Annotated in this window: 20 protein-coding genes; 10 read left to right on the forward strand and 10 right to left on the reverse strand. The window is 65.1% G+C overall.

Annotated elements, in window-relative coordinates:
- Positions 1–85: 85 nt before the first annotated feature.
- Positions 86–913: an SDR family NAD(P)-dependent oxidoreductase gene (locus NP3_RS26660; protein ID WP_063044352.1), complete on the reverse strand. Its 828-nt coding sequence runs from the start codon at positions 911–913 to the stop codon at positions 86–88.
- A 405-nt stretch (positions 914–1318) separates the two neighbouring features.
- Between NP3_RS26660 and NP3_RS26665 the strand changes: the two genes are divergently transcribed.
- Both NP3_RS26665 and NP3_RS26670 read left to right on the forward strand, forming a co-directional pair.
- On the forward strand, positions 1319–2416 hold the full coding sequence (locus NP3_RS26665; protein ID WP_063044353.1) for a phosphotransferase family protein: 1098 nt from the start codon (positions 1319–1321) through the stop codon (positions 2414–2416).
- A 16-nt stretch (positions 2417–2432) separates the two neighbouring features.
- Positions 2433–3500, forward strand: coding sequence for a TIGR03857 family LLM class F420-dependent oxidoreductase (locus tag NP3_RS26670; protein ID WP_063044354.1), 1068 nt, complete (start codon positions 2433–2435; stop codon positions 3498–3500).
- A gap of 569 nt (positions 3501–4069) precedes the next feature.
- Here NP3_RS26670 and NP3_RS51195 read toward each other — a convergent pair.
- Together NP3_RS51195 and NP3_RS26685 are read right to left on the reverse strand one after the other, a co-directional pair.
- Positions 4070–4708: a TetR/AcrR family transcriptional regulator gene (locus NP3_RS51195; RefSeq protein ID WP_169814584.1), complete on the reverse strand. Its 639-nt coding sequence runs from the start codon at positions 4706–4708 to the stop codon at positions 4070–4072.
- Between the two features lie 384 nt (positions 4709–5092).
- Positions 5093–5428, reverse strand: a complete 336-nt coding sequence (locus NP3_RS26685; RefSeq protein ID WP_063044357.1) for a hypothetical protein — start codon at positions 5426–5428, stop codon at positions 5093–5095.
- A gap of 158 nt (positions 5429–5586) precedes the next feature.
- On the opposite strand from NP3_RS26685, the gene NP3_RS26690 reads away from it, so the two are divergent.
- From NP3_RS26690 to NP3_RS26705, 4 genes are all read left to right on the forward strand, one after another.
- The gene (locus tag NP3_RS26690) at positions 5587–6429 is read left to right on the forward strand and encodes a hypothetical protein (protein ID WP_063044358.1); all 843 of its coding nucleotides are present in this window, start codon (positions 5587–5589) and stop codon (positions 6427–6429) included.
- Complete coding sequence (locus NP3_RS26695; protein ID WP_063044359.1) at positions 6426–7181, forward strand: hypothetical protein; 756 nt, start codon at positions 6426–6428, stop codon at positions 7179–7181. Before NP3_RS26690 ends, NP3_RS26695 begins: the two co-directional genes overlap by 4 nt.
- The gene (locus tag NP3_RS26700) at positions 7169–7558 is read left to right on the forward strand and encodes a hypothetical protein (protein ID WP_174566264.1); all 390 of its coding nucleotides are present in this window, start codon (positions 7169–7171) and stop codon (positions 7556–7558) included. The genes NP3_RS26695 and NP3_RS26700 overlap by 13 nt, the downstream gene beginning before the upstream one ends.
- Positions 7559–8052: 494 nt before the next feature.
- Complete coding sequence (locus NP3_RS26705) at positions 8053–8343, forward strand: DUF4351 domain-containing protein (protein ID WP_063044360.1); 291 nt, start codon at positions 8053–8055, stop codon at positions 8341–8343.
- On the opposite strand, the gene NP3_RS26710 is transcribed toward NP3_RS26705, so the two are convergent.
- Positions 8318–9502: an acyl-CoA dehydrogenase family protein gene (locus NP3_RS26710; RefSeq protein WP_063044361.1), complete on the reverse strand. Its 1185-nt coding sequence runs from the start codon at positions 9500–9502 to the stop codon at positions 8318–8320. The genes NP3_RS26705 and NP3_RS26710 overlap by 26 nt on opposite strands.
- A 137-nt stretch (positions 9503–9639) precedes the next feature.
- Here NP3_RS26710 and NP3_RS26715 point away from each other — a divergent pair, with 137 nt between their 5' ends.
- Positions 9640–10149 (forward strand): DoxX family protein, encoded by a 510-nt coding sequence (locus NP3_RS26715; RefSeq protein WP_063044362.1) that lies wholly within the window; start codon positions 9640–9642, stop codon positions 10147–10149.
- Positions 10149–11642, forward strand: coding sequence for a class I adenylate-forming enzyme family protein (locus tag NP3_RS26720; protein WP_063044363.1), 1494 nt, complete (start codon positions 10149–10151; stop codon positions 11640–11642). The genes NP3_RS26715 and NP3_RS26720 overlap by 1 nt, the downstream gene beginning before the upstream one ends.
- Before the next feature lie 131 nt (positions 11643–11773).
- On the opposite strand, the gene NP3_RS26725 is transcribed toward NP3_RS26720, so the two are convergent.
- From NP3_RS26725 to NP3_RS26750, 6 genes are read right to left on the reverse strand one after another with little or no spacing between them, the layout of a single operon-like run.
- Positions 11774–12184: a PaaI family thioesterase gene (locus tag NP3_RS26725; RefSeq protein ID WP_063044364.1), complete on the reverse strand. Its 411-nt coding sequence runs from the start codon at positions 12182–12184 to the stop codon at positions 11774–11776.
- Between the two features lie 35 nt (positions 12185–12219).
- Entirely contained in the window at positions 12220–13791 is a 1572-nt protein-coding gene (locus NP3_RS26730; protein ID WP_063044365.1) for a class I adenylate-forming enzyme family protein, read from the reverse strand.
- Positions 13784–15376, reverse strand: a complete 1593-nt coding sequence (locus NP3_RS26735) for a class I adenylate-forming enzyme family protein (protein WP_063044366.1) — start codon at positions 15374–15376, stop codon at positions 13784–13786. Before NP3_RS26735 ends, NP3_RS26730 begins: the two co-directional genes overlap by 8 nt.
- A complete protein-coding gene (locus NP3_RS26740; RefSeq protein ID WP_063044367.1) occupies positions 15366–16877 on the reverse strand; it encodes a class I adenylate-forming enzyme family protein in 1512 nt (503 codons plus the stop codon). Before NP3_RS26740 ends, NP3_RS26735 begins: the two co-directional genes overlap by 11 nt.
- On the reverse strand, positions 16877–17665 hold the full coding sequence (locus NP3_RS26745) for an enoyl-CoA hydratase/isomerase family protein (protein ID WP_063044368.1): 789 nt from the start codon (positions 17663–17665) through the stop codon (positions 16877–16879). The genes NP3_RS26740 and NP3_RS26745 overlap by 1 nt, the downstream gene beginning before the upstream one ends.
- Entirely contained in the window at positions 17662–18465 is an 804-nt protein-coding gene (locus NP3_RS26750; RefSeq protein WP_063044369.1) for an enoyl-CoA hydratase/isomerase family protein, read from the reverse strand. Before NP3_RS26750 ends, NP3_RS26745 begins: the two co-directional genes overlap by 4 nt.
- 115 nt (positions 18466–18580) lie before the next feature.
- On the opposite strand from NP3_RS26750, the gene NP3_RS26755 reads away from it, so the two are divergent.
- Both NP3_RS26755 and NP3_RS26760 read left to right on the forward strand, forming a co-directional pair.
- A complete protein-coding gene (locus NP3_RS26755; protein ID WP_063044370.1) occupies positions 18581–19294 on the forward strand; it encodes a PaaI family thioesterase in 714 nt (237 codons plus the stop codon).
- Positions 19291–20187 carry an enoyl-CoA hydratase/isomerase family protein gene (locus NP3_RS26760; RefSeq protein WP_063044371.1) on the forward strand — a complete coding sequence of 299 codons (897 nt, stop codon included), beginning with the start codon at positions 19291–19293 and terminating at the stop codon, positions 20185–20187. Before NP3_RS26755 ends, NP3_RS26760 begins: the two co-directional genes overlap by 4 nt.
- The last annotated feature ends 87 nt before the right edge of the window (positions 20188–20274 follow it).

Raw genomic sequence — 20274 nt, forward strand, 5'->3', positions numbered from 1 at the left:
TGGGTGGCCTGGTCATCCGGAGGCTCGGCACGAAACGCGGTGCGACGGCAGAACTCCGGTATCGCGTTCGGACCGCGGGCCGGTCTCAACACCGTGCCCGGTACGTGCCGTGATCCGAGGGCTGGGCCCGACGGCGCAACTGTGCCGCGGCTTTGCCGGAGAGTATGCGTGGGATATCGGGGAGGACGCCGAACGGGGACATTCGTCGTGGGAGGCGCACCGATGATCGGTTGTTGATGATGGCTGAGACGACCTTGGCGGCGATTTCGTCCTTGGTAAGGATTCGCGCGATCCGGAATCTGCCCGCGCGCGTCACCATTTCGGCGTACAGCGGGTCTTTCTGTGCGTTGTCGAACAGGCCGGTGTCATGAATTTCGCCCAGCTCGACCTTGGTGAACCCGATCGGTGTGTGCGCGTATTCGAACGCCAAGTTCGCCGTGTGATGAATGGTGAATGCCCTGGTCGCCGCGTAGGTAGCTAGGTGGGGTGCGGCGACGACGCCGGCGTAGGAGGCGATGTTGACGACGTGCCCGGCCCCGCGCGCCAACATGCGGGGGACCGCCTGGCGTTGCAGTTCGGCGGGAGCCGATACGTTCAGGGCGAGGATGAACGCCAGCTGGTCGGCAGTCAGTTCGTCGAACGGCCCGATCATGTCGGTACCGGCGTTGTTGACCAGGATGTCGACGGCCCGGACGGCTTCGATCCGGTCGAGCAGGCCGCGCACCTGCGCCGGATTGGTGAGGTCGGTGGGATAGGCGGTGGCGGCGAGCTGATGAGCAACTTCGTGTAGCTCCGGTGATTCGCGGGCGACGAGCGCCACGGTGGCTCCGGCGTCCTGAAGCGCTCGTGCCAACGCGGTGCCCAAACCACGGCTCGCACCGGTGACCACCGCGTGTGCGCCTTCGATTTTCATTCCGGCGTGCCTTTCCTGCCTGGCGGATACGTGAGGTGAACGGCCGGGCAACGATGCCGCGTGGTCCGATGAGCCGTGTACGTAGCGTCACCGGACCCTTCCGGCGGAATTCCCAACCCCCTGTGCCGAGCACCGTCCTGCTGACCGCCTGGCAGATAGCCGTTCGCGTGGCGGCGATGGACTGTAGAGGCATTTACTGTAATGGATTCGGTATGGCCGAATCAACCGTTGACACGGTGTAAGTGGTTGCCTAGGCTCGCGGCAGTGATTCTCGCCACAGAGAAACCAACTTCGCACGAGGGCCGTGCCTGCCGAGGCCAGCCGGGCGGGGGAGTAGGCGGACCGAATCACTTCCCGTTATTCGCGGTTGCCGAGCGCGACCGCGCACCCAGGAAGCGGAACACTGTGACGACTAGGACGACCAGCGATATTCCCGCCACCCCCGCCGACGTGACGCCTGAGTGGCTGTCGGCCACACTCGGCAAGAACGGCACCGAAGTAGTTGTCAGCACAGTGGGTCTCGTGCCGGTCGGCACCGGCCAGACAGGTTCGACCTACCGCGCGACAGTCACCTACTCCGCGAATCCGTCAAGTCTGCCAACGACTTTCGTGATCAAGCTGCCATCGCAGGATCCCGAGGTGCGGGGCAAGGTGGGTATCGCCTATCGCAGCGAACACGGCTTCTACTCCGAACTCGCCGAGTCGGCCCGCGTGCCGATCCCGAAGGTCTACCACTGCGATACGGCGGGCGAGGGCTACGACTTCGTTCTGGTGATGGAAGATCTCGCGCCGGCTGTGCAGGGCGACGAGGTGGCCGGGTGTTCGGTGCGCGCGGCGGAATTGGCCGCCGAGGCGATCGCGGGCCTGCACGCACAGTTCTGGTGCGATCCGGCCATCGCTGTATTTCCGCATGTGGTGATCCCGAAGGCCACTCCGGAGGTGGCGAAGGGCGTGGGCGACGGCATCCGGATGGCCACCGATATCGCGTTGCGTGAATTCGGGTCGCGTTTGAGCGAACAGGATTGCCGGACGTTGGATGAGGCCGCGCGATTGACGCCCGCGTGGCTGCAGCTCGCGCCGGAGCGATTCAGTGTGCTGCACGGTGACTTTCGGCTCAACAATGTGCTGTTCGCGCCCGACGAGAGTTGGATCTCGGTGGTGGACTGGCAGAGCACCACGATCGGGCTGCCCGCTCGCGACCTGTCCTATTTCATCGTCAGTGGCCTGATGCCGGATGTGCGTGTCCAGGCCGAGCGCGATCTCGTGGGTGTGTACCACCGTGCGCTGCTCGCCCAGGGCGTGCAGGGCTACGACCTCGAAACCTGTTGGCGCGACTACCGGCTCGGTGTCATGCAGCTGAACCTCATCGCCACACTGGGCTACGCGTTCACCTCGACGCCGACCCATCGTTCCGAAGACATGATGCACACCCTGTTCACCCGCTCGTGCCGGGCTATCAGGGACTTGCGCACCCTCGAGCTGATCCGTGAATTGTCGGTCTGAACCCAGGAGTGTAGGAATGTCGACCAACGACCGCATCCTCGACGAACTCGGCTACTACCTGCTTCCCGGCGCAGGCGGCAAAGGCCCGGCCGGGGTGATGGACGAGGCCCGCCGCGGCGAGGAACTGGGCTTGGGCACTGCGTTCATCTCCGAACGCTGGAACCTCAAGGAGGCCAACACGATCAGCGCGGCGGCCTGCGCGGTGACGACCCGCCTGCGGGTCGCGACCGCGGCGACCAACCACAACACGCGTCATCCGCTGATCACCGCGTCGTGGGCGACCACTCTGCATCGGCTCTCCGGCGGCCGATTCACCCTCGGTATCGGGCGAGGCGTTCCCGGGCTCTACGACATGTTCGGGATCCCGAGTATCACCACCGCGCAGATGGAGGATTTCGCGCAGGTGATGCGCACGCTCTGGCACGGCGGGGTCGTCGTTGGTCACGACGGACCGCTCGGGAAATATCAAACCCTGTACCTGGATGGGGAGTTCGACGAGGACATCCCGTTGGCGATTGTCGCGTTCGGCCCCAACACCCTTCGGCTCGGCGGTCGTCTGTTCGACCACGTGATCCTGCATACGTATTTCTCCCCCGAAACGCTGCAACGCTGCGTGAAGACGGTGAAAGACGCTGCCATGGAAGCCGGTCGCGATCCCGACGACGTCAAGGTGTGGTCCTGCCTGGCGACGGTGGGGGACCACCTGCCGCAGGAGCGTCGGCGCAACAAGCTGATCGGCCGCCTGGCTACCTACCTGCAGGGTTATGGCGACCTTATGGTCAAGACCAATGAGTGGGATCCGGCTGTGCTGCAACGCTTCCGCGACGATCCGGTCGTGCAATCGCTCCCGGGCGCCATCGACCGCATCGCGACCGACGAGCAGTTGCGACACATCGAGGAACTGATCCCCGAGGAATGGACCAGACACGCTGCCACCGGATCACCCGAACAGTGCGCGGCCCGCGTTCGCGAGGAACTCGCCTACGGCGCGGACAAGGTCATCTTGCACGGCGCGCTTCCCGACGAACTCGAACCCATCCTCACCGCCTACCGTGCGCACGAACTCGCCCGAGTCGCTACCTGACAGCGCCCGGCCCGGATCAGGAATGCCGATGAAACGCGAACAGGTGACGCTCTGTCGCATCTGCGCGCCTTTCTGCGGGTCCGCCACCCATTGCGACGGCCGCCCGACGGCACTTTCACACTGGTGAGCTGGGACGAAGCGGTGCCCGACATCGCTGCGCCGCATCCGGGCCGAGCACGGTGGCGCAGCGATCGCGATGTACCTGGGAAACCCGGCGGCGCTGAACTTTTCGGCCACCGCGTGGTCGGGCATGTTCCCCAAGGGCCAAGGCCGTGTTCTGTAATTCATCTGAGCCATAGGATGATGGCGGCGATGGTGAGTTCCGCGTGGTAATAGGCGGCGCGTATGGCGTAGCGAGTGGCCAGTTCGCGGAATTGCTCGAGATTCGCGGGGCGACGATCGCCACCTTCGCGCCAGCCTCGTGCAGCGCTCGCGTCAGCGCGGCTCCCAATCTACGACTCTCGCTGGTGAGCACTGTGTGTGCGCCTTCGATTTCATGAGACACCCCCGCGCCATACGGTCTACTGCAGTGCATGCGGTGTGTATGCACATACGTGGTGGAGATGTATCTACTTCGGCCGCAAGGCTTTTCGCCACACTTCGATGAGGGTCGAGTAGGCCTCGCGGGCCCGTTGGTCGACGCCGGTGGTCCATTCGGTCTCGATCAGCAGCCGCTGGCGGGTGCCGACAAGCGAGGTAACGAGCGCCAGGTAGGTGGTGTCGGTCGAGAAGTCGGCGTTGATGGATCCGTCGGCTTGACCGGCGTGGAACAACTGGAGGTATGGGTCGCCTGCCGCGCCGGAGATCTGGCGCTGTTCGGACTTCTCGGTCTCGGCCAGGCCGAACCGTTCGAAGGTGAAGTCGAAAAAGGTGAAGAAGCGGACCACCTCCGGGTGTGCGCACGTGTACTCGAAAGTCGACTCGAAGCGTTCCAGGAGGCGGTCGCGAGCATTCTCGTTACGCGATTCGCGCTCGGTGACGAACCGCTCGATCTGCTCGAGCAGGGTGCGTTCGGTGTGCAGAATCGCGGCCGCGGCGGTCGGGAAGTACTTATAGAACGTCGGTCGGCTCATGCCCGCGCGCTCGGCCAGATCCGCGACCGACAGTTGGGTGCTGCCGTCGGCGACGAGCGCGAGGACCGCGTCGGTAACTGCGGTCCGCTGCTGCTCCCGAAGCTCCACCCAGCGCGGCAGGTCTATTCGCGTCATGCGAAGACAAAGTACCGCACCGCACGTCCTTGCCGGGAAACTTCTCCGCGCCGAAGCGCTGAGAGAACTGCCGCAGCGTGCGGTAGAACGGCGCCTCTGCGGAACCGGCCGCGACCGTGGGCTTCCAGACTGGGTCGCGCGCTGGCCGTCGAATTCGAATTGGATGACGAACATCCGTAGCGGATGCTGGATTGGGCGATCGGGCGATCGGGCCGTCGTGCAGCCGGGCCGTCGCGGCCGAGCCGGGGGAGACGTCCTCGCAGATCCCGCAGCAGCGCAAGCGGTATCCGCAGCGGGCGTCGAAGCTGGATCCGTTCAAGCCGTTCATCGATGGGTCGACTTCGGTGAGGTCACCGTCCGTTTGCTTGGTAAGGAAACGGTAGTCTACCTGTTCTCGTTGTGGATGTCGTTCTCGGGCCGGTCGGTGCAGCGGGTGTTCGCCTCGGGTTGGTCAGGAAGCGTTCCTGGAAGGGCACGTGCACTGCCGGTGAACCCACGACGAGAATGACTGGTGAACTGCGCGAAGCAGCGCAGCCAGTACTTCGTCATCTCCGAATGCGGGAACTTCTCGACGCTATCGACCTCGAATCCCGTTGTGCCGATCTGGATTCCATACAGATAGCGCGGCCGCGGGATGCGCTTGTCGTCCAAGACGCTGTAGCTGTGCAGGAATCGGGCCTGCACCGCGTTCGCGGTATCGCCCGCCGTCGAGCGGCGCAACCCGTGTCCTGGATCAGCTGCCGGTACAGGCTGTAGCCGACGGGAGTGTCGGGCGGAAACGCTGTCGGCGCGGCGCTTTCGCCCAGTTCAAGTCGAAGGCCTCCGGATTCGACAATGCGCTCGGCGACGCCAGTGAGATCCTGTTCGGCGAGCGCGGATTGTTCGACGATTCCGATTCCGAGATCGGAGCCGCGCTGGCCACTTCGACCTACCAGGTACCCGACGTACTGCTCGAAATCGCAGCGCATCCACCGAAAGCGGGATTCATCGACCGCTCGCGGGTGTCGATCACCTTTGCCGAGGCACACAGGTACGGTCTGTGGTTCTCCCAGCAGTCCGACGAGATCGATTCCTACCGTGAGGGATACGCGCCCAAACTGGACCGACACGCAGCGTTTCTCGGTGAGATGTACCGGGACATCGAACGCACCCACACCCGCGACGACACGGTCGCTTATACCGCCCACGACGACAGCGTCGTGTTCTGGTGGAGCGCATCGGGTTTCCTCAACAAACAGGTGGTGACGGGGACCTTGGAGCGGGTCGACAAGTTCGGCCTGCACGACTGCGAGGTGTTCAAGAAGCTCGCCACACTGGTCGGCACCACACTGCCGAAGGTCAAAGGGGCCGGGCTGCTCGGCGTGCTCGGCGGCATTGTCGGCGGCTTCTATAGGGCCGTCGCCGGTGCGGTGCTCGGCGCCGTTCTCGACATCTCGGATGCGGAGGACATCGCCGACGATCTGTCCATCTTCGTCGAGGGCTCGACGCGCACCCGCGCCAATATCCTCACCTATCGCAATCCCGACATCATGCTGGCGAGCATCCAGAACTTTCGAGTCGGGCAGATGAACATCCAATCGAATGTCAACCAGGCGACGGTGAACGGCGCGCTCAACGTCTTCACCACAGCCGGGCTGGTGAACCTGGATGTCTCGCCCGTGCTCGCGGGGCTGACGGGCGCCTTCCTCGGCAACGCGCTCGCGGGTCCCCCGGCGCGGTGATCGGTGGTATCGCCGCGATCGTCGGGAACGAACAGGCGATCACCGGGACCAGCCCGTTCGGTAGTGGCGCGGACGGGTTGGATTGGTGGACAGGGTATTTCGCACTGCCCATGGTCGCGCAATACGGCCCGGCCACGATCATCGCCTACGACTTCCATGCCGTGCAGAACGATCTCGCCGACTGCGGATCACATGTCTTCTTCCCCAAGAGCGGCTTCGACCGCACCGATGAGTTGCGCAGCTCGGCCTACGACGACGCCAACTCCGCACTGTTCGAAAACTTCGACGTATTCCATTACGGACCGAAGGGTTTCTGGGTGTTCGGCAAATACACGCACCCGGATCCCGGTGTGCCGGTTGCCGATCGGGGCGAGGCATATATCGGTGTGTTCTCCAATCAGCACCCGACCTGGCTGAGCCTGCAGGAGGACGAGGTCGACGTCTACAACAAGGCGGTGGCGAAGGAGGGCAAGGACAAGATCGGCGCGCTCGTGCTCCAGATCGCGCAAGAGAAGGACGCGACCAAGCGGACCGAACTGGCCAAGGCGCTGGCGGATCTGCAGCAGCTCTGGCCGGATCCGTTGCCGCAGGACTACTTCGCCGATCGCGATTGGCACCACGACGGCAAGAACATCTGGATCATCCAGGTGGGTAACAAGGCCGAATACGGTGACTACGAGACGTTCAAACAGCGGGTCGGCAGCGCGCGCGTGCATTTGGACGACTCCGGTGACATGGAATGCAACGGGTGATCGGCGCGGGTTATGGCCGCAACTCGAATCTGCCCGGTCAGATCGCGCATCAATACACCGATGGCCGGGGCTTCGGTGGTGGCTTGCCCGAGGGCTGCTCACCGTTGGGTGCTTGCGACATGAATGCCGCCAATGGCATGTCGCCGCAGGATTTCGCCGCGGTGTGTGGCGGGGGATTAGAGGAGGAATTCATGTCCGCATTGACCGAGATCGAGCAGCGCGAACTGCTGGAGAAGACCCGGGAGATCTGGATCCAGCTGCGTGGACCGGAGGGTAAAGGCTGGCCGCAGTTGGGGCGGGACGCGCATGGCGCGAACCGCACCCCGGTCGATGCCCTCGCGGCGGTCGAGGACGCGCTGGAGCGCCCGCGGAAGTAGTCACCATCCCCAGTGAAGACGAGACCAACTGTGTCCCAGCCGGTGCAGTAATCCTGGACCCGGAGCCCGATCATCGACTCGACACGGGCTCCGGGTCCGCCGCAGTGCCCTCACTGTCCCTGCGCAACGCTGGTGGCGCGGTTCACGGGATGGGGGAGAAGTTCTAGCACGCCGAGGATGCCCACCACGTGCCTGCCGATCCGAGTCGGCGGCAGCGGACGGAACGGGTCACCGACCCGCTCGATGCCAGTTCACGCCAATCTCCTCAGTGCGATGGTGGGAAACGTTTTCGGCGTGAGGAATAGAGGGTTTATACCGACACCCGCGTCGGTGGAGCAGGTGATCCGTGATGGTGGGTTGGAGCAGTTGAAGGTGTGGGCCGCGCGGGTGCTCACTGCGAGCAGTCTTGATGATGTCCTGGCTCGAGCGGGGGCGCGGGTCGAGGACGCCAGCGCGGAACCGAACAACTCGGTCCCGAAACCAAGGAGGTCATCGTGACTACCGCCGACAAGTTGCGCGCAGAAGGTTTTGCAAAAGGCTACGCGCGCAGTAAAGCGCGCGGGCGGGCGGAGGCGTTGATCGAGCAGTTGACGTTGAAGTTCGGTCGGCTGCCTGCCTCGGTGGAGCAGGCGATCCGTGGTGCCAAGTTGGAGCAGCTGAAGGCGTTGACGACGCGGGTGCTCACGGAAAGCAGCCTGGACGAAGTCCTGGCCCTGAGTGGGATTTCCGCTCCTGCCGTGCTGTCGACGCTGGATTCCGTTACCGACCGCGCTGGGCGTTCTTGACGAGTGCGCCGCCGATGATCAGCCGCTGAATCTCACTGGTGCCCTCGTAGAGTCGCAGCAGCCGGACATCGCGGTAGATGCGTTCGACGGCCACATCACGCATGTAGCCGGTGCCGCCGTGTACCTGTACCGCCAAATCGGCTACCTTGCCTGCCATTTCGGTGCAGTACAGTTTTGCGACCGATGGCGCGATGCGCCGGTCCTCGCCTGCCACCCAACTGCGCGCCGCATCGCGGACCAGCGCCCGGCCCGCCATGACCCCGGTCTGCATGTCAGCGATCATGGCCTGCACTAACTGGAACTGACCGATCGCAGTGCCACCCTGAGTGGCGGTCGCGGCGTAGGCCACTGATTCGTCAAGGGCGCGTTGTGCGGCACCGACCGCGAGTGCGGCGATATGGATCCGGCCGCGGGCCAGTGAGGTCATCGCCGCGCGGTAGCCGATATCCTCGCTGCCGCCGACCAGCGCCTCAGGACCCACGCGCACATCCTGGAATCGCACCTCCGCGGTCCACGCGCCCTCCTGTCCCATCTTGCGGTCCTTGGGTCCGACCTCGACGCCGGGGGAGTCGGCGGGTACGAGGAATACCGCGATTCCGGCGCCGTTTTCGTCGGCCGGGCGGGTGCGTGCGAAGGCGACGAACAGATCCGCCACGGGAGCGTTGGTGATGAATCGCTTCTCGCCGTTGATGATCCAATCCACACCGGAGCGGACCGCTGTACTTTGCAACGATGCCGGATTAGAACCCGCCCCGGATTCGGTGAGTGCGAACGAGGCCACTACCTCGCCGGAGGCGATGCGCTCGAGCCACCGTGACTTCTGGTCCTCGGTGCCGAATCCGACCAGTACCTGGCCCGCGATCCCGTTATTGGTGCCGAACATCGACCGCAAGGCGAGTGTGGTGTAGCCGAATTCCATTGCCAATTCGACGTCCTGTGCGAGATCGAGGCCGAGTCCGCCCCATTCCTGGGGGATGGCGTAGCCGAACAGCCCCATGGTTTTGGCCTGTTCGACGATGTTGTCGGGCATCCGGTTCTCTTCGGCGATCTCGCGCTCCCGCTCGACGACGACGGTTCGGACGAACTTCCTGGTGTGAGCCAGGATTTCGCGGAAATCCTCCGGTGCGACCGCACTGCCGCCGGTGGATGAACTTGTCATGACATGGCCTCCTGGTTGACCGCCCGGCAAGTGTATATAAACATTACTGTAATACCAGCGGTATGGAATACGGTAACGCTCGGATCGAGCCCTGCGAACCGGTACCAGACCTCCGTTCTCGATGTATTGGTGCTGTGATGAATGCTTATGACGTCAGTCTGTTGCTACTGCGAGCATGCCTCGGCCTGACCATGGCCGCACACGGATACGGCAAGATCTTTTCCGGCGGACGCCTCGCCGGAACGGCCGCCTGGTTCGACGGCATCGGGATGAAACCCGGGGCGCTGCACGCGCGCCTGGCGGCGGGCTGCGAGGTCGGCTTCGGTATCGCACTCGCGCTCGGCGTGCTCACCCCGGTCGCCGCGGCCGGATTCGTCGCGCTCATGTTGGTGGCGGCGTGGACCGTCCATCGGTCCAATGGATTCTTCATCGTGGGCAATGGCTGGGAGTACAACATGGTGCTCGCGGTGGCGGCGATCGCCGTAGCGACGGTCGGCCCCGGGCGGATCAGCATCGATCGGCTGCTCTTCGATGCCGATCAACCCGATGGCTGGGTGGGTTTCGCGATCGCGGCCGGTCTCGGAGCGGCATCCGGCATCGGGCAACTTACGATCTTCTACCGGCCGCAGGCCACGACGGTTTCCTGATGACGAAACAGACGCACGACGAAAACACGGGCGGCACTGCCGAATTCGCGAACCAATTAGCGGCTCGACTCGCGGAGTACGGCGACTGCCCGTGCATCGAGTTCGAGCAGCGATGGTATACGGGCGAGGAGATCGTCGACCACATCCGTGCCATCGAACTCGCGCTGGCCGATGTCTCGACATCCGAGCGGGTCGCCATCATTGTTCGCAACCGCGTACCGCATGCGGCGGCGGTGCTCGGATGCATCGCCGAGTCGCGCCCGATCGCGATGATCAATTCCTATCAGTCCGCCGAGTCCATGGCCCGCGATATCGAGCAATTGCGGCCGAGCGCCGTGATCGCCGACCACCAGGATTGGACCGCACTGGTGCTCGCGGCGTGCGAACGAGTCGGTAGTGCCGGAGTTTCGCTTTCATTGGATCCGCCGCGGATCGAGACGGTGCTACTGCGCACTCGCAGTGCGGATCCGGTGGCAGAGGTACCCGGCTTGCATATCTTGACCAGCGGAACGACGGGACCGCCCAAACGGGTGCCGATCCCGCTGTCCGCACTCGAACATACGGTCCGGACCATGACCGGCGGTGAAACCGCCGCACGCGACGATCCGCCGGAACTGGTGTACTGGCCATTCGGCAGTGTCGGCATCTGCCAGTTGCTTGCCGGTCCGTTTCTCGGCAAGCGCATGGTGCTGCTGGAGAAGTTCAGCGTCGAAGAGTGGGTTCGCGCGGTCAAGACCTACCGGATCAGGCGCGCTGGCGTGCAGCCGACCATTCTGCGATTGATTCTGCAGGCCGATGTCCCACGCGAAGACCTGGCCTCGCTGGAATATCTGCCCGGTGGTTCCGGGCCGCTGGAACCGGAACTGCGCGCGGAATTCGAGCAGCGCTACGGTATTCCGCTGCTATGGGCATACGGCGCGACCGAATTCGCGGGCTCGGTCTGCGCGTGGACACCCGAGTTGCATCAGCGATTCGGTGCCACCAAGCAGGGCAGTGTCGGCAGGCCGCTGCCGGGTGTGCGGGTCCGCGTGATCGACACGGTGACCGGATCCGAAGCGGCAGTCGGAGCGCAGGGCTTTCTGGAAGCCGAAGTGGCTGTGCTGGGCCCGGATTGGGTGCGCACGACCGATCTCGCTTCGGTGGATGCCGACGGTTTCGTCACGGTGCACGGCCGGGGTGACGGCGCGATCAATCGCGGTGGATTCAAGATCCTGCCCGAGACCGTACGCAAGGTGCTGCTCGGGCATCCCGCGGTCCGCGACGCCTGCGTGGTCGGTGTGCCCGATGCGCGGCTCGGTCAGGTGCCCTTCGCCGCGGTGGAGGTGCGACGCGGCGCGCCTGTCCCGATTGAGTCCGACCTGAAAGAACTGGTCCGGCAAGCTCTCCCGAGCCACCATGTGCCCGTCGCTATCGAGGTCGTCGAACAATTGCCGCGCAATGCGGCATTGAAAGCGAAGCTGGACGAGGTGGCGGCCATGTACGGCCGCGAATGACTGCGCGGGCGAGTTCGCCCGCGGCACTGGCTCGCATCGCGGCGGACTTGACCGTGCTCGGCTACGGCTCTGGCCGATGAGTCCGGCCGCGCTCGGCTACGGTTCCGGCCGGTGAATGCGGCCGCGCTCGGCTACAGCTCTGACGTACCGGTGTTGAAATTTACCGTGGCGAAGTTGACGGTCGCGAGTGCGGCCAACTCATCACCCGGGACGCCCCGCACTTCGACCTGAACGACGATGGACCGCTTACCCGCGTGCACGATTTTGGTCACGGCGCGCGCTGCACCGTCTGTGATGGGACGGAAATAGCGCACACTCAGATCCGAGGTGACCACGCCGCCGCTGTTCGGCCGCGTCGCCAATGCTGCCGTGCCCGCGGCGATATCGGCCAGTGTCGCGATGAGCCGGCCCTGTAGTGCGCCCGAGGTGTTGACCACGTGTGGAGCGACCGGTAGTTCCCAAATGGGCGAGGCGTCCGTGCCGCCGTTCCGGCGGAATCCGATGTGGTCGAGGAGCCCACTGATCGCTTGCATCGCTGTCATGTCTTCGCTCACCTTGTCGTCGAACGCGCGGTATTTCAGTTGCTGCCGAGGCGCGACAGCAGGTCGCGCAGTGCCGTGATATCGACCTTGCCCGTCGATCCGCGCGGGATGCCCTCATCGGATTCCAGCAGCAACCAGATCGTCGGCACCTTGAAGGCGCTGAGGCGTTGCCGGGCGTCGATGCGGAGTTGATCGACGGCGATATCGCCCACCACGGCCGCGGCCACCTGATCGCCTTGTCCCTGAACGACATTGGTGACGAAGGCGTTCTCGACACCGCCGATACCGCGCAGGGCTTGCTCCACTTCGCTGGGATAGACGGTGGCGCCGCTGACCTTGAACATATCGTCGGAGCGGCCGTGATAGAACAGGAATCCGTCTTCGTCGAGATGGCCGAGATCTCCGGTGGGGTAGAACCCGTCGACGGTCAGCAGGTCTTCGCGACCGCGTCGGCATATGCCGCGCAGCGTATGCGGTCCGCGGAGTTGGATCTCACCGACTATGCCCGCGGGTGCCGGGCGGCCGTCCGCCGGATCGACGATGCGCACCTGCATACCGGCGAACGGTCGCCCGCAGCTGCCCGCCGCGGTGCCGGGCATATCGGTGTCGGCGCGGTACCCGCAGTAGGGGCCGAAGGATTCGGTCATGCCGAACAGGTTGGCGCGTGCACCGCGTCGCGAGCGCTGCTCGGGCGGCAAAAGTGCCTCGAGGCTGCCCGGCCGCAGCGCCGAGAGGTCGGCGCCGATCGTATCCGCTTGGCGCGCAAGTGCTTCGGCCTGATCGGGCCAACCGCGAAAGAGGGTGACCCGCTCGCGTTCGAGCAGTCGCAAGGTGGTTTCCGGTCGCGGAATCGCCTCGGTTATCAAGGTGGCTCCCGCCAGCACCGCGGACAGAATGCCACCACCGAAGCCACCCACCCAGAAGAAGGGCATCGGCAGGTAGAGCCTGGTGCCGCGGTGGATGCATCGACTGGCGAGTCCGGAGCGCACGGCCCCGAATGCATTGCCGTGCGAGTGGATTACGCCCTTGGGCAGACTCCGGCTACCGGAGGTGAACATGATCGTGAGCGGATCGGCGGCGGTGACGGTGCGCGCCAGAGCGACGGCGACTTCGGTGGCCGTCGCGGTGACAGGCAGCCCAATCGCCTGATCGACCGTCCATACCCGCCGTAGCGCGGGTAGCGCCGGGTTTTGGATCGGAGCGTCGTCGGGTAGGCCCAGCTCGGATCGCAGGCCTGCGATGTAGCGGTGCCCACGGAACTCCTCGACCGTGATCACGAATTCCACTGCGGCGACGCGTAATTGCACAACCAGTTCCGGCGTCTTCAGCAAGGTGCTGAGTGGGACCAGCACCGCACCGATACGCGTGAGCGCGACCGCGAACTGCACCCAGCGGACGCTATTGGGCATGATCAGCCCAACCCGGGCGCCTTTGGCGACACCAGCCTCGACGAATGCCGCGGCCAGCTCGCGTGTCGTCGCGTCCAGTTCGGCGTAGGTCAGCCGCGTGGCCGTATCGATGACCGCCGCGTCGGCTCCATTCTGGTCGGCGCGCAGTCGTATCAAGGTATCTACGGTGCGTGCGCTCGCCGCGACATCCTCAGGCATCGAACATCTTTCGGAGTCGTCGGACATCGACCTTGCCGCTGGAGAGCATCGGTATGTCCGCGGCGCGCGCGAATACGAACCGTTGGGGAATCTTGTACGCCGACAGTTCCGATCGCAGTTTTTCCCGCACGTCGTCGATGGCGCCGCCGTTCGGTGTCACGATCACCGCCGCGACCGTCTGACCTCGATCCGGATCGGGAATGCCGAACACATGCGCGGTGGCTGCGGTGATCTTGGTGATGGCCTTCTCCACCTCGCCGGGGGAGACGTTCGCGCCCGCGGTCTTGATCATCGAAGCGTGTCTGCCGATGAAGTAGACGAAGCCGTCGGCGTCGACGCGCACCAGGTCACCGGTGTGGAACCAGCCGTCGGCGTCGAAACTCTCCTCCCGGCTGCGCTTGTAGTAGCCCTGCATGACATAGGGCCCACGGATACACAGCTCGCCGATCTCACCGGTCTCGACGTCGGCACGGGTGTCCGGGTCGACGACCCTGATGTCGAATCCGGGAGCGGGCTTGCCGAATGATCCGCGACGCTGCTCCGGCTGATCGGATTCGTCACCGCTGAGCAGCACGACACCACCCGCCTCGGTCATGCCGAGCATATTGTGGCGCAGCTCGGGATCGCGCGGGCGCACTTCTTCGGCCATGATCGGGTACAGGTTGCCTCGGCGCATGCTGGACAGATCGCGGTCGGTGTAGCTGGGATGCCGGGCGAGGTGGGCGGTGGCCGCCGCGAAACCGTTTGTCATCGTGGGCTTTTCGGCTTCGAGCAGATCGAGGGTCGCACCGGCGTCGGTGGCGTTCGAGCACACCAGCGTCGATCCGGCGACCAGGGTCGCCAGCAGCCCGAAGGCGAATCCGCCGATCCAGAAGAACGGGGAGTTGCAGAACAGGATGTCCGCCTCGGTGAGGCCGCGGATCTCGTTCAAGTTCTGCTGGTGGTCGAGCAGTGCGGCGTGCGTGTGCACGACTCCCTTGGGCGCGCTGGTGGATCCGGAGGTGTAGATGATGGCCAGCGGGTCCGAGCCGTCGACATCGTTTTCCATCGCGGTCAGCAGCGCTTGGTCGACGGACTCGGCGAGGTGGGCGAGACCCTCGATGCTGCGGACGCGGTACAGGTCCGTGCGGTAGCTGATCGCGACGTGGCGCAGCTGCGGGACCATACTGCAGAACAACCTGCCCCCGGAGCCGAATTTCGAGCTGGTGAGCTCCTCGGTCAGCTGTCGGACGTAATCGTGGGCGCGAAAGCTGTCGGCGGCCAGCAGAATTCGGATATCACCGTCGACCAACTGCTCGCGCATTTCCCTGGCGGTGGCGAAGGTCGAGAACGGGACGATCACGGCGCCGATCCGCGCGGCCGCCAGCGCGCCGACGACGAAGTCGGCGCTGTTGGGATACAGCAACCCGATATGTGTACCTTTACCGGCCCCGAGCCCGATCAATCCGCGGGCGAGCCGGGCCGAGCGGCGCTGCGCTTCGCCATAGCTGAGGCGTTCGTCGTCGCAGATCAACAGCGGATGATCGGGGCGGGTTCGGGCATGCCGGTGCAGCAGCCGCGCCACGGTGGGGGACTCAGCGGCCATTGTCGCCTCGCGCGGCAGCCGCGGGTTCGGTGAAGTGCCGTCGCACCGCGCTCAGATCCGCCTTTCCGGACGGTGTTCGCGGAATGGCGTCGACGATGACGATCCGAGTGGGAATCTCATAGGCCGCCAAACGAGTTCGGAGGAACACGACCAGCTGGTCGGTTTCGGCGGTCGCGCCGTCGCGCAGTTCCACCATGGCCACCGGTGTCTCCCCGAGACGCTGGTCGGGCCGGGCCACCACCGCCGCCCCCCGCACAGCGGGATGGCTTTCCAGGGCGCTGCGCACATCGTCGGGCATGATCTTGAACCCGCCCCGGATGATCGCCTGATCGGCCCGCCCCAGGATCCACAGAAATCCGTCGGCATCGAGGCGAGCGATATCGGTGGTGCGGATCCAGTCCGCCGACGGTCCCAGCTGGCCGGGGACAACCTCGAGCAGACCGGGCTGGTCGGCCCCGAGGACCGTACCGTCCTCGTCGACGACCCGCAGCTGAGCGCCGCCGCTCGCGCGACCAACACTGCCGCGCTTGGCATTCCAGTATTGCCGGTGATCGGCGAGCGTCCAGCCCGCGACGCCGCCACCGAATTCCGTTGCGGCATAAGACGTCAATACCGGGATCCCGAACTTCTCGTAGAAGGCGTCGGCATCGGCGGCCGATAGCGGTGCCGTGCCGGAGGTGACGACGCGGATGCCCGCCAGATCGTCCTTGCCCAGATCCGAATGCAACACCGTGCGCAATGCGGCGGGCACCAGCGATACTGCGGCCGGGCGATGCGCACGCACCGCCTCGGCCCAGCTGCCGAGTTCGAACCGCGGCAACAGCACGAACGGCCGGGCCTCGGTGACGCACTGCAGTATTCGGAATATGCCGCCGATGTGGACCAGCGGCGCATTGACGATCGCGACACCACGGCGTGGTTCGCTGGGCGGCGTCGCACGACTCGGGTCGGGGCCCAGTACACTGCGCGCGAGCATGTCGTAGGTGATATCGACGCGCTTCGGGGGCCCGGTCGTCCCGCTGGTCAGCATGTGCACCGCCACCCCCGGCTCGGCCGCACCGAAATCGTGCGGCTGCCCGGTCGAGTGCGGCTCCACATCCAATTCCGATATCGACACCGTCGCCGTGCCCGATTCGGGCGTGACCAGCGCCGCGAGATCGCTGGCGCGACCGATGACCAGCGGTAGCCGTAGTGCGGCGATATCGGCTCGGATCCGGTCGTCACCGCGTCCCGGATTGATCACCACGACACTGCCGCCACCGAGCAGGACGCCGAGAAACGCGGCGACATGCTCGGGCCGATTGCGCAGCAGGATGCCGACCTTTCGCGGCTCGGTCCCGGGCTCGGTGGTGTGTGAGCGGATCCGGCGTGCCATATCGCCGAGCAGTCGCCACGAGAACCACCGATCGTCGTATTCGATCGCGGGCGCGTCCGGTCGCAGGTCGAGCACATCGGCGATGCGTCGGATCAGTGGATGGTCCGCGCCGGGGTAGTCGTTCATCACCGGATCCTCGGCTCGGTCGAAACACGGTGTGGCGCAGAATCATCGGCGAGTTGGGCGGTACCGATAGGATTGCCCAGGCGGGTGTAGATGAGGCCGTGGTCCAGCGCGGCTCGATAGGGCTTGTCGAGTGATTCCCAGATCGCCTTGACCGTGCCCTGCGTGGCCGCGGGCGGTTTGGCGGCGACGGTGGCCGCGATCTCGTGCGCGCGGGCCCAGAGTCGATCGCGCTCGACCACTTCGGTCACCAACCCGATGCGCAACGCGGTGTCCGCGCCGACGCGTTCGTCATTGCCCATCAGCGCCATCCGCAAGGTATCGCCGAGACCGACGCGTCGCATGAGCCCGACGGGTTCCAATGCGGAGACCAGCCCCGCCGAGACGTGCGAGTCGAAGAAGGTGGCCTCGGTCGAACAGATCACGATGTCGGCCTCGTTGACGAAATAGAACGCGCCCGCGGTGCAGAGACCGTGCACGGCGCAGACCACCGGCTTCCACATCTTCTGCCACTTCGGGCTGAGTGCCTCACCGGGATCCTCGTGATGCCACACGCTGGCGGGCTGCCCGTAGGGCTTCTTGATATCCAAACCGGCACTGAATGCCCGATCGCCGGCCGCGCGCACCACGACGGCATGGACCGCATCGTCCAATTTGACGATATGCCAGGCACGTTCGATTTCCTCGCACATGGTGCGATCGAAGGCGTTGAGGCGGTCGGGCCGGTTCAAGGTGATGGTGGCGACCCGGTCGACCGGATCCACTTCGAGCAGAATGGTTTCGAAACTCATCGGCACTGCCAATCCGGGGTCCGCTTCTCGATGAAAGCCTTGGGTCCCTCGAGCGCGTCCTCGGTGCGGGTGACGCGCTCGCGGAACGATTCGGCCAGCATCTCCGCTTCGTGCAGCGGCACGTCCAGGCCCTTGACGATGGCCAGGCGGGTGCCCCGAACCGCAAGCGGCGCATTGGAATTGACGATGTCGGCGATTTCGTGTGCGCGCTCGAGGAGTCGCTCGTGCTCGACCACCTCGGTGATCATCCCCAAGTCGTAGGCGCGTTGCGCGCTCATCCGTTCGTGCTTACCCGTCAGCGCCATGCGCAGCGCGACCGAACGCGGCAGCACCCTGGCCAGGCGCACCACCTCGCGGCCCGCGACGAGACCGATGCTGACGTGCGGATCGAAGAAGCTCGCGCGCTCCGAGGCGATGACGATATCCCCGGTGGTGACCCAGTCGAGCCCCGCGCCGCAGCACAATCCATTGATCGCGGCCAGGATCGGTTTGGTCATGGCGCGAAACGGCGGTGTGCCCTCCTGCGGTGCTTCCCATTGCTCATAGGTGGACAGATACGGCCGCTCGTCGATCACCTTGCCGTCGCCGGGGATCGCCTTCACGTCCGCGCCGGTGCAGAAGGCCCGCCCGACGCCGGTGACGATGATCGACCAGACCTTGTCGTCGTGCTCCGCCTCGTCGTATGCGGCCCGCAACTCGGTGATCATATGCGGGCTGAGCGCGTTGAGGGCGTCCGGCCGGTTCAGTGTGACGGTGGCCGTATGCCCGTCGACGTCGTATCCGATGGTGTCGAACGGCATGGTATTCCTTCCTCGGCACGGCTGCTGACGCACGCTACTGATGTATATACAGTAGACAGTACCGTTAGCCTTCTGCAAAGGTAGCGGATACGCATCGACGACGAAAAGAGGTCCGATGGCCGAGCATGGGCAAACACCCCCGGACGGCGCTACGGCCGCGACCGGATCGGCGATTCGTTTCGGCGAGCAACCGCTGCCGCAGACCATGGCCGCGGCCGCCGCCATCCGCAGGCTCAGCGGGTTACTGCTGTCGTTGGAACATCCCCATCCGACCGTCGACGCCATGCTCGGGCAATTCGGCGAATGGGAGCGCGAACTGGTCCTGGCGATCCCGCCGGATCCGGCGCCGCGGGTCGGCGCCACCCAAAGTGCTTCGCAGCGCGTCTATCTGGACCATGCCTCGGATATCGGCGCATACAATCCGTGTTTCCCGGAATACCGATTCGACCATCTCGACATCGGGGCGGCCGTTGGCCGGGTGACCTTTCCGCTGGTGCACGAGGGGCCGCCCGGGCTCGTGCACGGCGGGTTCCTCGCGGTCTTCTTCGATGCCGTCGTCCAGCACCAGAGCTGTGCGGTCGGCCTGACCGGCAAGACTCGCTCGTTGCATGTCACCTATCGTCGTCCGACGCCGATTCTGGTCGAGCTGCGATTCGAGATCGTCCGGTCGGTGGGGGAGACCGGCATCGAATCGGCGGCGCGGCTGATTCTGGAAGACGAGGTGCTGTGCACGGCGGTCGTCCAGACGGTCGCGTTGCCACCCGAGCGGCTGACCGGCGCGCGATACGGAAAGCGATCCCCGAAAGAGAAGGAAGAGACACGCAGATGACCAGTTCGAGCGCCGCCGACGGCCGCGTGCTCTACGACGTGGACCCGGACAACAGGGTCGCCACCGTCACGCTGAACAATCCGAGTCGGCGCAACTCCTACGATGCGGCCATGCGTGACGGTCTGGCTCGGTATCTGGACCAGATCGCCGAGGACGACGACATCACCGTCGTGCTGCTGCGGGGGGCGGGCGGTGTGTTCAGCACCGGCGCCGATATGAACAATGCCTATGGCTGGTACGGCGAGGGGGCCGGAAACGGCAAGCGGCCCACCAAGAGTCGGCCCAGCCAACGGCGGCGGCTGACGGTAGACCGCAAATCGTTCGACTTCTACCACAATTTCCTCGGCTTTCCGAAGGTCACTGTCGGCGAAATCAGTGGCTACGCACTGGGTGGCGGTTTCGAAATGGCGCTGATGACCGATATTTCGGTGATCGCGCGGGATACGAAAGTCGGTATGCCCGCGACCCGCTTCCTCGGTCCCGCGCTCGGCAGCCTGCATATGTTCTTCCACCGGCTCGGTCCGGTGCTCGCGCGTCGGTTGCTGTTGACCGGCGACATCATCGAGGCGGGCGGTATCGAACATCTCGGTGTCTTCACCGAAACGTGCGAGCCGGACGCGGTCACCGCGCGGGCGCGGTATTGGGCCGAGAAGGCCGCGAAGATGCCCGCCGACGGCGTCGTCATCGCCAAAGAGGCGTTCCGGCTCGTCGAACAGAGTCAGGCATATCAAGGCGAAGAAGTGGCCAGCTATCTCTTCCACGCATTCGGCACCAATCTGCAATTCGCCCCCGGCGAGTTCAACTTCGTCAAGACGCGCGCCGAGCACGGGACCAAGGAGGCATTCCGGTTGCGGGACGAACACTTCCATGTCAAGGAACCCGACGTGCCGTAGCGAGTCAGCTCACCGACGGCCCGGCGCGTTCGTTTCTCGCGGTGCCTCGATCAGCCGACTCGCGTCATCGAGAATGCGTTTCAGACC

This window comes from Nocardia pseudovaccinii NBRC 100343, assembly GCF_001613225.1.
In the GTDB taxonomy this organism is placed as follows: Bacteria; Actinomycetota; Actinomycetes; order Mycobacteriales; family Mycobacteriaceae; genus Nocardia; species Nocardia pseudovaccinii.